The following is an 11,135-nucleotide window of genomic DNA, read 5'->3' on the forward strand; positions in this document are numbered from 1 at the left end:
AATTACGCTCCTACCGCGACTGATACAGGCTCAGCAAGTGAAACCGTAGGTGCAAGACCAACTGGATAACCAATATAACCTGTAGGTAAATAATCAATCACTTGAACTGGAAGTACGATCGAAGTCTCACCTGATTTCACAGTGATTTTTTGACCATCTTGAACATTCAAACGAGTTGCATCTTGCTCACCCACTGCAAAGACCGCTTCAGGAATACGCGATTCCATCGCAGGTGTTTTCACAGTAAATTCACCAGAAGCAAAAATGTGATGCATCGGCACTAAACGGAAGCTTTCAGGGTTTGCAACGATAACTGCTGGAGCAACGAAAGTACGTGCTGGGCGCTTCGATAAACGATCGAATAAACGCACACCCGAATCACCACCTTTTAAGTGACCACCCACGTTATCTTGGAATTTATTCCAAGCTTGCGGTGAGTTCCAACCTGCTGACCATGCAAATGGTACCAGTGGAGACGGAGTCTGGTTCCCAACATAACCTTCCATAGAGAATGTTAATGCAGAGTCGATATCTGTCGGTTGTTTCGGTTCATGCACGTTCAATGGTGCACGCATAGAGGTACGACCAGAGTAACGACGCGGTTCACGCGCAACTTTCAAACCATGGACACGGAAGCCCGCATCTGGAGCCACATCTTGAATCGCAGCAAGTGCAGGTACGTTTTTCGCAACTGACTCAATCACGTCATCAAGTAAGGTCCAAGAAATCGCTTTGCCCTTCACGCCGGTTTCAATGGCATGTAACCAGCGCCAAGATTCTTTAATCGCCAGTTCAGGTTTGTAGTAGCTCGGGTCATACACTTGGTAGAAACGTTGTGCACGGCCTTCTTGAGAGACAACCGTACCATCGCCTTCAGCAAATGACGCAGCAGAAAGTACGATATCCGCTTTCTTCACAGTTTCAGTTTCAGAGTGATCTAAAACAATCACGTCTTTACCAGAAAGTGCTGCTTCAACTTGTACCGCTGGCAAACGACGGAATAGATCATTTTCAACGATCACAACCGTGTCATAGTCTTGCGCAAACGCTTGTTCTAAGCTTTGACCACCGAAGATTGCTAAGCCCATAGAGTTCACTTCAGGAACCGTCAAGCTTAAGCCAGCATTTCCACCAAGGTTTTGCGCAACTTGTGCAGCAGCTTCCATGATGGAGGCATCTTGTAAACTTGTACCTGAAATGATCAGTGGTTTCTTCGCCGCTTTCAGTGTATCTGCAATGTTCTGAGCAAATGCTTTCGCATCATCCGCCAAACCAAGAATTGCATCACCTTTCACAGCAGCAGCAACGGCAAAACCTAAACGAGCAATGTCGTTTGGAGAAGCAACCACTTCACCAGCAGCAACATCAGCTAAGCGTGTTTGTGTTGCAGCGAGGATGAAAATCGGTGATTTCGCATCTTGAGCAATACGTTGTAGCGGTTCTGCTAACCAGTCTTGGGTACGACGTTCCGCAGCCATTTCTTTGGCTTTGTTTTTCGCCGCTTGACGAACAGACAACGCCATACGTGGTGCAGTTTGCGTTAAGTCTTCACCCAAAATGAGCACAGCATCATAGCTTTCGATTTCACGCATACCTGGGTTATAGACACCTTCGGTTTGCATAATCGATGCAGCCAATTCAACCAAGTTTTGCTCTTTTTGAGACATACCAGTTGAATAGTTCTCTTGACCGACTAATTCGCGAAGCGCGAAGTTCGACTCAAGTGATGCGCGTGGAGAACCAATACCTAAGACTTTTTTGCCTTGGATATTTGCAATCACGGTATCTAATGCCTGATCTACAGAAACTGTAGTTGCTTCAGCACCATCACGGAACTGCGGTTGACGTGGACGATCTGCACGGTTCACATAACCTGTACCAAAACGACCTTTGTCACACAAGAAGTATTGGTTCACTTCACCGTTAAAACGGTTTTCGACACGACGAAGTTCGCCATAACGCTCACCCGGAGAAATGTTACAACCCGAAGAACAGCCTTGGCATACGCTTGGCGCATACTGCATGTCCCACTTACGGTTATAACGTTCTGAGTGAGTTTTGTCGGTGAATACACCTGTAGGACATACTTCAGTCAAGTTACCTGAGAATTCAGACTCTAAAGTGCCTGACTCAGGACGACCAAAGTAAACACGTGACGCGCTTGCATACACACCAAAGTCTGTACCACCCGCATAGTCGTTGTAGTAACGAACACAACGGTAACATGCGATACAGCGGTTCATTTCGTGTGAAATGAATGAGCCTAGCTCTTGGTTGTAGTGCGTACGTTTAGTGAAACGGTAACGACGACGGTCGTGTTGAGTCATCACGGTCATATCTTGTAAATGACAGTGACCACCCTCTTCACAGACTGGACAGTCGTGTGGGTGATTCGTCATCAAGAACTCAACAATTGACGCACGGAAGTCTTTCGCTTCTTTGTCTTCAATCGAGATGTAGGTATTGTCAGATGCAGGCGTCATACATGACATGACTAAACGGCCACGCGTATCTTCAGGATTCGCGTATTGAGTCACGGCACATTGACGGCAAGAACCGACAGAACCTAAGGATGGATGCCAACAAAAGTACGGGATATCAATACCCAAAGACAAACATGCTTGCAGCAAGTTCTCTGAGCCATTGACTTCGTACGATTTGCCATCGACATGAATTGTAGCCATAGTCGAATTCCTTAAGCTTGTTCTACGTTGCTAGTTTGCGCAGCAGCATTCACTACTTTTGCTTCAAACTCGCCACGGAAATATTTGAGTGCACCCATCAACGGTTCCATTGCACCTGGAGCATGCGCACAGAAAGTCTTACCAATCCAAAGCTTACGAGTAAGTTCTTGTAAGTGATCGATATCTTCTTTCTTACCTGTACCATCTTCCAATGCTTTCAGTGCTTTCACCGCCCACGGTAAACCATCACGACAAGGCGTACAGAAACCACATGACTCACGTGCAAAGAATTCTTCTAAGTTACGAGTCGCTGAAACCATACATTGCGTTTCATCAACCACCATCAGCAAACACGTACCTAAACGTGAACCTGCTTTCATGATGCTCTCAGCATCCATCGGTAGATCAATGTGTTCAGCAGCCAAGAAGTCTGTAGACGCACCACCCGGTAACCATGCTTTAAGCTTCAAGCCATCACGCATACCGCCCGCATAGTCTTCAATTACTTCACGCGCAGTTGTACCAAATGGAAGCTCCCAAAGACCAGGGAATTTCACCTTGCCAGATGCACCATAAATTTTTGTGCCTGGATCTTTTGACTTACCCGCAGATAAGCCGATATACCATTCAGGGCCACGCAACATGATTGCTGGTAAGTTGTTGTAGGTCTCTACGTTGTTGACAATGGTAGGACGACCCCAAGCACCTGCAACTTGTGGGAATGGCGGTTTCGTACGTGGGTTTGCACGGCGACCTTCAAGCGAGTTGATTAATGCAGTTTCTTCACCACAGATATAACGACCCGCACCCGTGTGCACATGCAACTCGAAGCTCCAGCCAGTTCCAAGGATGTTTTCACCCAAGTAGCCTTTGGCACGAACTTGCTCAAGCGCTTCATTTAAGTAAGCAGCTGCTTCAATGTACTCACCACGAATGAAGATATAACCATGAGTTGCTTCTAGCGTATACGCTGCAATCAACATCCCTTCGATCAATTGGTGAGGAAGTTTTTCCATCAACAAACGGTCTTTAAAGGTCCCTGGTTCCATCTCATCGGCATTACAAATCAGGTAACGTGGCCCTGAGTTGTCATTTGGCGCCATCAAAGACCATTTGATCCCTGCTGGGAAGCCCGCACCACCACGGCCTTTTACGGTCGCAGCTTTAATCACTTCAAGCACATCTTTCGGCGGCATGGTGATTGCTTTTTTCAGACCCGCGTAACCTTCAAGCGCTTCGTAATCATCTGCATTACGAACGTGCTCTTGCTTACTCAAACGCCAAGTTAATGGATGCGTTTCTGGGTTACCTTCGCCATAAATTGGTTTTGGTTCGGTATTCATACATACTTCTCCAATAACTGTTTCACTGAAGAAACTTCAACCAAACCGTGAGTGTCTTCATTCACCATTAAGGTTGGGCCTTTGTCACAGTTACCTAAGCAGCAAATCGGCAGCAAAGTAAAACGACCATCAGCAGTCGTTTGACCAAACTGAATGCCTAACTCGCGCTGAAAAGCTTCTGCTAAAGTTTCCGCACCCATCAAGAAACATGCAATCGAGTCACAAAGTAAAATGACGTTACGACCCACGGGTTGACGGTAAATACGGTTGTAGAAAGTTGCAACACCTTCCAAATCAGCAACACTGATTGTCAATAACTGAGCAATGGCGTTTAGCTGCGCGTCATCTACCCAGCCATTACGGCGTTGTACACACTTCAAAGCATCCAAAGATGCTGCACGTGGGTACGGATAGTGACCAATGTGATGTTCAATTTCGTGGATTTCGTCCGCAGTCAAAATCCCTTCAACATTCACGCGTGGCTTTTTATCAGTCAAAATCATCATAATGCGTTTACCCCTTAGCGATCCACGTCAGCCATAACGACGTCAATTGTCGCTAAATAAATGATCAAGTCAGATACCAGACTGCCGTTAATCACAGAAGGCATTTGCTGTAAATGCGTGAAGGTCGGTGTACGAATACGGGTACGATAACTCATGGTTGACTTGTCTGAAGTCAAGTAGTAGTTCGACGCACCTTTGACCACTTCCGCCATTACAGATGCTTCACCTGCAGGCATTACAGGACCCCAAGATACGCTTAAGAAATGCGTAATCAAGGTTTCAATATCTTGTAAAGTCTTGTCTTTTGGTGGTGGAACAGCCAATGGATGATCTGCTTTGTATGCACCAGAAGGCATGTTGTCTAAACATTGCTTCACGATTTTGAGTGATTCTTCAATTTCACGGAAGTGAACAAGAACACGTGCATACGCATCGCCTTCGTACTCAAGTGGCACATCGAAGTCGTAGTTTTCATAGCCACTGTATGGGCGATATTTACGAACGTCGAAGTCAATACCTGTTGCACGTAGACCTGTACCAGTTACACCCCAAGCTAACGCAGATTTCGCGTCATATTGAGCTACGTTACGCGTACGACCTACAAATACAGAGTTTTTAAGCGCTGCTGTGTAGTATTCGTTCATACGCTTCGGCATCCAATCTAGGATTTCACGAATCAGATGCTGCCAGTTGTTTGGCAAGTCATGCGCTGTACCACCAATACGGAACCATGCTGGGTGCATACGATAACCCGTGATCGCTTCAATCGCGTCATAGATTTTTTGACGATCCGCAAACATGTAGAAGACTGGTGTCATACCGCCGGCATCTTGAATCGCAGTACCGATATACAATAAGTGGTTATTGATACGGAACAATTCAGACATCATGACACGGATACATTGCGCACGGTCAGGTACAGTAATACCCGCCATTTGCTCCACACCCATCACATAAGGCATGTTTTGCGCACAACCACCCAAGTAGTCGACACGGTCGGTATAAGGAATGAATGAATGCCAAGTTTGACGTTCAGCCATCTTTTCCACACCACGGTGGTGATAGCCGATATCAGGCACACAGTCTTTCACTTCTTCACCATCCAACTGCAAGATTACACGGAAAGCACCGTGCGCAGATGGGTGGTTCGGACCTAAGTTCAAGAACATGAAGTCTTCGTCGTCATTACCGCGCTTCATACCCCAATCTTCAGGTACGAAACGAAGGTGTTCCTGTTCGTAATCCTGCTTCGCTTGGTTCTGCATATACGGTGTATATTCAGTGGCACGTGCAGAGTATTCTTTACGAAGTGGGTGACCTTCCCAATAGGTTGGCAACAAAATACGACGGAGCATTGGATGCCCTTCGAAATTGATCCCGAACATATCGTAAGCTTCACGTTCGTACCAGTTGGCATTTGGCCAAATATTGGTTGCAGTTGGAAGATTTACATCATTTTCATTCAATGCAACTTTGATACGAATATCACTATTACGCTCAAGCGATAATAAGTGATAGAACACAGTAAAGTCAGACGCAGGCAAACCGTCGCGGTGTGTACGTAAACGTTCATCTACCGCAGACAAGTCAAACAACATCACGTATGGACGTGACACTGTACGCAAGAACATTAAAACTTCTTGTACGCGCGCGCGCTCAACCCAGACTGTTGGAAAGTCTTCAAAAGTCGTTTGCACATAGAAGTTCTCGCCAAATTTGGTTTTGAGCTCTTCTACAATTGCAAATGCTGGGCGTGAATCAACTTGCGCTGACTCTGGCATAGCGTTTTCAGTTTCAGCCATTGGCTTGGCTTCCTATTTAATACAAATTCATTCAACCTAAACGACAACTACACCCAGACCGGGTGCATCAAAACAACTGTCGTTTAAATTATTTAATTTCATCCATAGAGCGTAAGTTTTTCACTGCAATACGTTCAGCATTCTTACGATCACGTTCTGGCATCATCTTTGGCTTATACACTGGCTTAAGATCATCACCAATCACGGCAGAAAGTGGACGGCGCTCTAATTGAATTTGGTCTTGTAACAACATTAATGCTTGGATTAATGCTTCTGGACGGGGTGGGCAACCTGGAATATAAACATCGACTGGGATGATTTTATCCACACCTTGTACAACTGAATAAATATCGTACATACCGCCAGAGTTTGCACATGCGCCCATTGAAATAACCCACTTCGGTTCCAACATTTGTTCATATAAACGTTGAATAACTGGAGCCATTTTGACGAAACATGTACCTGCAACAATCATCAAGTCAGCCTGACGAGGTGAAGCACGGATTACTTCGGCACCGAAACGCGACAAGTCATGCACGCCTGTTAAAGTCGTTGCATACTCTACGTAGCAGCAAGATGTACCAAAGTTAAACGGCCAAACTGAGTTCTTACGACCCCAGTTCACTGCTGTATGTGCCACATCCTCTAAACGAGTCATGAACACATTTTTATTCACTTCTTCTTCAAGCGGATCCGTTACGATTTGACGCTCTTGAAGTGGATATTGATCAGCATCCGGATTCGCACGGGTTAATGTATATTTCATCCCGAGTTACTCCTTATCAGACGATTTAGCCGGTGACTTATCTTTCACACGACCAGATGATTGAGCTGGGATTTGACCTGTAGGGTCCATAACCAACTCTTCAATTGAATTAAAGCGAGTGATTTCTGCAAGATTCATATTTGGAGAACCAACTTTAGGTTTAATCCCTGCTGCTTTACGTTTGTCAGAAGGCGACCAGTTAAGCGCACCAGTAGACAACTCATAAACCAAACCAACGAGTAAAACTAAAATAAATACTGCTGCAGTGGTGAAACCCACCCAACCCACTTCACGAACCGATGTAGCCCATGCGTAAAGGTAAAGCGCCTCTAAGTCGAATACGACGAAGAAGATTGCAACCAAATAGAACTTTGCTGACAGGCGGATACGTGCGCCACCAGCACCAACCACACCTGATTCAAATTGCTCTTGCTTTGCACGGCCCCATGACTTACCCCCAAGGAGTAATGGGACAGTGAGCATAAAGACGCAAAGAAATGTAACGCCGATCACGAAGGCAATAATTGCCCATTCGTATGGAGTAATGGCACTCATGCGGGGATAACTCCTGGCAGGCCTAATTTATTAACAAAGAATGCATGTATTGGCCTTCAAATACACCAAACACAAAATTAATCCCGCCAATTGTACCCGATTGCTGACGTAAGTTGCTAGCTTATAGACCTTCGTCTTTAGGATGATTTCTCTTCGTTTTTTGAGATTTTTTCGATGAAAGCCCTTTTATTTCGAAACCAATCGCTTTATCTAATAAAACACTACTATTCTATTATTTTTCCAAATTTTGACATTCAAACAAAGCCTATAAAGCATTTTTCAGCCTCATTCCAATAACAATCACACAATCAGCGGTTTAAAAAACTCAGCTCAGCAACCGCAGCATTTTGCTTATTTTAAAAGTACAAAAGTAGATTAAGTCACTCATATTTTTTGTATTTTTTTGCAAATCACTCCAATCAATTAATGCACTTGGCTTTTTCTTGTGCTATTGATATAGACAACCAACAACAAAGAATAAGGAGCACCACATGAGTCTGGAATTCACCCATAAACCTAACTATTTTTTATTTGCCCAGTTGCTTATTCGCCATGTTGAAACTTATGTTCGTAAACACCCTGATGCCAATAATGCCATCTTTGATTTACGCGACATTTATGAACTTTTTCGCCAAGACAAAGCTTCAGCCACCACCAACCTTGATGGCATTATGAATATTGTGGATGAATATAAAATTGAAACGATTAATGGTGATCAAAAGCTCATTAGCCGTTATGGCATAGATACGCAAAACAACTCTTTATTGATTGACTTTAATGCAGATGCGCTTGAAAGCCTAAAACAAGGCAAGCAGATTATTTCTCCCGATGCCAGCATCCAAGAATAAGTCAACATTGAAAATAAAAAAGCACCGAATTTCGGTGCTTTTTTAATGCTTAGCTTTTTGAGTCTGTACTATCTTTGACACTATATTTCTTTTTAGACTTACTAAAGCGGTGTGCCGGCCATGTCATAGTAAAACGTGCACCACCGAGACTTGGGCTTTGATCCACTTTAACGCTACCACCAAACCAATAGGCAATTCGGCTCACAATCGACAAACCTAAACCATAGCCACCCGATGCTCGAGTCCGGCTATCATCCAAACGTGCAAAGGCTTCAAAAACGCGCTCTCGCTCGTCTTCTGGAATACCGGGCCCGTCATCTTCAACACAAACATAGGCCATACCGCTGTCATTAATACCACCACTGACCAGCACCTGATGGTCGCCATAACGAACCGCATTACCAACCAAGTTCTGCACCACACGGTGTAAATAACGACGCTCAGCTTCAACTTTTAAGGTTAAAGGAGGGGCATTTAAATGAATTTCTTTCTGGGTTTTTAGTGCTTCCGTCTCAACCACCACCTGATCTAAGACTTCAAACAATACAATGTTTTCAATATCCAGTGATGGTGTGCCCTGCTCTAACTTGGCATAGGTCATGATTTCATCAATTAAGGTATTTAAAGCCTCAATGTCTTTATCAATCATATCGACTTGTTGAAGACGATATTCATAATCATCTTCTTCAGCCAACATTTCCATACCAAAACGAATCCGAGCAACAGGCGTACGCAGCTCATGGGATACCGCACGCATCAGCTCACGCTGCGCCTCGATGAGTCGTTGAATATGATCTGACATGCTGTTATAACTATTGGCTAGACTGGCCATTTCATCCGTGCCATCGACAGGCAAACGTAGGGTCATGTCACCCGCTTTCATACGGTTTAAACCGTAATTGACCTCGCGCAGTTTACGCTGCATCGGTACAAGCAAGCCATACACCCCCAAACTCAGCACAAACAGGCTCAACAAGGTAATCCCTGCTGCGAGCTGAAACGGCATCCAGTTGAAAATAGGCACAGGCCCCAATACCAAAACCTTGCTCGGTGAACTTGGTAAAGGTGGAGACACAATAGAAATGGTGGTGCCACGAACAGAAGCACTATCACGATATAAGATGACGCTATGATCTAAACGCAAACGACCAATCTGCTCCGACTCTAAAGCCAGATTTTGTACTTCTTCAATTTGTACAGGATAAGAGAAATGTTTCTGTACTTTTTCCAAATACTCTTCTTCTTGGCCTGGGTAATACACCAAATAATCTAGGATAAAAATCGGGAGTGCTTTCATTTGCAGCTCACCAATTTTATCTACTTTAATATACAGTAAATGATTCGGATCATCTTTTAGACCAATGATCAGGTACGCCACTTGTGTTTGCGCATCATAACGCACAGCGGCTTTACGCTCACTGATCCGTTTTAACTCTGCACGACTCAAATCAACCTTATTGGCAGGGATCATATTAATCGGCAGTTCAAGCAAATCTGAAGCATCTGAAATCCAGTCTGCTTTTTGCTGTGCATTGGTCTGACGGGATACACCTTCACTAATAATAAAGGAAATCCCGTCCGTCAAAGACTCTCGATATTCTTGCACTCGCTGATAGTTAATAATTTGTACAAGCAAATACCCCATGAGGGCAACAATAGCGACCAGCACTACCAGCCCAGCATAGATACGCAAGAATATACTGTGTTTGAACACTAAAAATGTCCCGTTTTAACGAATCAAATAAACGGCTTAAAGACCATTGGTTTCTTTTACAAATAAGTAGCCTTTACTACGTACCGTTTTAATACGTTTTGGATTTTCAGGATCATCACCAATTTTTGGACGAATACGCGAAATACGCACATCAATTGAACGGTCTTGACCGTCATATTCGATGCCACGTAAGCGTTCGAAAATGTCTTCGCGAGAAAGAATGCGGCCTGCATTTGAAGCCAGCAACCACAATAAGTCATATTCAGCGCTGGTAAAGTCAACCAGCTCACCATTTAAAGTCACTGAACGACCACCGTTATCGATCACCAGATCATCAAATTCAATACGCTGTGCAACTTCATCTTCAGGCGCTTTGTCAGTACGACGTAATAAAGCACGAATACGTGCAAGTAAAACACGTGGCTGAACTGGTTTTGCCACATAGTCATCTGCACCCATTTCTAGACCAAGCACTTGATCCATATCTTCGGTACGTGCAGTCAACATCAAAATCGGTTGGTGATAATGTGGACGAACTTCACGGCAAATGGTTAAACCATCTGCACCTGGAAGCATCACATCCAACACCACCATATCGGGTTGTTCTGCAATAATACGGCGAATGGCACGGTTACCATCGGGTTCTACCCCAACCTCAAGACCATTACGGATCAGGTACTCTTGAGTTAAGCGAGCTAGGCGCTCATCGTCTTCTACGATTAAAATTTTTGGTAACTTTTCTTCTTGGCTCATGGAGTGCCCCTTTATTTTGACGACTTAACGTATCCTTTAAAATCCAAGGGATACGCTCTGATATATTTTGCAATATACACACGTTTACATTGTAAACAAGATCTTGTTCACCAAACTGATACATCAAAGTAGCATTTTGTTATACATTTTTTTAGCCTCCAAAT

9 protein-coding genes are annotated in these 11,135 nt (G+C 44.3%); 1 reads left to right on the plus strand and 8 read right to left on the minus strand.

All coding sequences use genetic code 11. The features are described 5' to 3' along the window. Positions 1–2: 2 nt before the first annotated feature. The 6 genes from nuoG to MN200_RS12445 form a co-directional block, all read right to left on the minus strand. A complete protein-coding gene (gene nuoG / locus MN200_RS12420; protein ID WP_242759498.1) occupies positions 3–2,684 on the minus strand; it encodes an NADH-quinone oxidoreductase subunit NuoG in 2,682 nt (893 codons plus the stop codon). Between the two features lie 11 nt (positions 2,685–2,695). Further along, positions 2,696–4,027, minus strand: coding sequence for an NADH-quinone oxidoreductase subunit NuoF (nuoF, locus tag MN200_RS12425; RefSeq protein ID WP_178928348.1), 1,332 nt, complete (start codon positions 4,025–4,027; stop codon positions 2,696–2,698). Next, positions 4,024–4,533 carry an NADH-quinone oxidoreductase subunit NuoE gene (gene nuoE / locus MN200_RS12430; RefSeq protein ID WP_004982912.1) on the minus strand — a complete coding sequence of 170 codons (510 nt, stop codon included), beginning with the start codon at positions 4,531–4,533 and terminating at the stop codon, positions 4,024–4,026. Before nuoE ends, nuoF begins: the two co-directional genes overlap by 4 nt. 14 nt (positions 4,534–4,547) lie before the next feature. Beyond that, positions 4,548–6,335: an NADH-quinone oxidoreductase subunit C/D gene (nuoC, locus tag MN200_RS12435; protein WP_078389993.1), complete on the minus strand. Its 1,788-nt coding sequence runs from the start codon at positions 6,333–6,335 to the stop codon at positions 4,548–4,550. A gap of 88 nt (positions 6,336–6,423) precedes the next feature. Beyond that, on the minus strand, positions 6,424–7,101 hold the full coding sequence (locus tag MN200_RS12440; protein WP_004695382.1) for an NADH-quinone oxidoreductase subunit B: 678 nt from the start codon (positions 7,099–7,101) through the stop codon (positions 6,424–6,426). Positions 7,102–7,107: 6 nt separating this feature from the next. Beyond that, entirely contained in the window at positions 7,108–7,656 is a 549-nt protein-coding gene (locus MN200_RS12445; RefSeq protein WP_004695380.1) for an NADH-quinone oxidoreductase subunit A, read from the minus strand. 491 nt (positions 7,657–8,147) lie between these two features. On the opposite strand from MN200_RS12445, the gene MN200_RS12450 reads away from it, so the two are divergent. Next, positions 8,148–8,504, plus strand: coding sequence for a hypothetical protein (locus MN200_RS12450; protein ID WP_004695379.1), 357 nt, complete (start codon positions 8,148–8,150; stop codon positions 8,502–8,504). A gap of 49 nt (positions 8,505–8,553) precedes the next feature. Here MN200_RS12450 and bfmS read toward each other — a convergent pair whose 3' ends face one another. Together bfmS and bfmR are read right to left on the minus strand one after the other, a co-directional pair. Further along, positions 8,554–10,218 (minus strand): sensor histidine kinase BfmS, encoded by a 1,665-nt coding sequence (bfmS, locus tag MN200_RS12455; RefSeq protein ID WP_058870147.1) that lies wholly within the window; start codon positions 10,216–10,218, stop codon positions 8,554–8,556. 36 nt (positions 10,219–10,254) lie between these two features. Continuing rightward, a complete protein-coding gene (bfmR, locus tag MN200_RS12460) occupies positions 10,255–10,971 on the minus strand; it encodes a response regulator transcription factor BfmR (RefSeq protein ID WP_004695375.1) in 717 nt (238 codons plus the stop codon). Positions 10,972–11,135: the final 164 nt, after the last annotated feature.

It is taken from the genome of Acinetobacter sp. LUNF3, from assembly GCF_022699605.1.
In the GTDB taxonomy this organism is placed as follows: domain Bacteria; phylum Pseudomonadota; class Gammaproteobacteria; order Pseudomonadales; family Moraxellaceae; genus Acinetobacter; species Acinetobacter johnsonii.

Coding starts and splice junctions, on each gene's coding strand:
- nuoE (WP_004982912.1), bottom strand. CDS start 4,533: ATGATGATTTTGACTGATAAAAAGCCACGCGTGAATGTTGAAGGGATT.
- MN200_RS12450 (WP_004695379.1), top strand. CDS start 8,148: ATGAGTCTGGAATTCACCCATAAACCTAACTATTTTTTATTTGCCCAG.
- MN200_RS12440 (WP_004695382.1), bottom strand. CDS start 7,101: ATGAAATATACATTAACCCGTGCGAATCCGGATGCTGATCAATATCCA.
- nuoF (WP_178928348.1), bottom strand. CDS start 4,027: ATGAATACCGAACCAAAACCAATTTATGGCGAAGGTAACCCAGAAACG.
- nuoC (WP_078389993.1), bottom strand. CDS start 6,335: ATGGCTGAAACTGAAAACGCTATGCCAGAGTCAGCGCAAGTTGATTCA.
- nuoG (WP_242759498.1), bottom strand. CDS start 2,684: ATGGCTACAATTCATGTCGATGGCAAATCGTACGAAGTCAATGGCTCA.
- bfmR (WP_004695375.1), bottom strand. CDS start 10,971: ATGAGCCAAGAAGAAAAGTTACCAAAAATTTTAATCGTAGAAGACGAT.
- MN200_RS12445 (WP_004695380.1), bottom strand. CDS start 7,656: ATGAGTGCCATTACTCCATACGAATGGGCAATTATTGCCTTCGTGATC.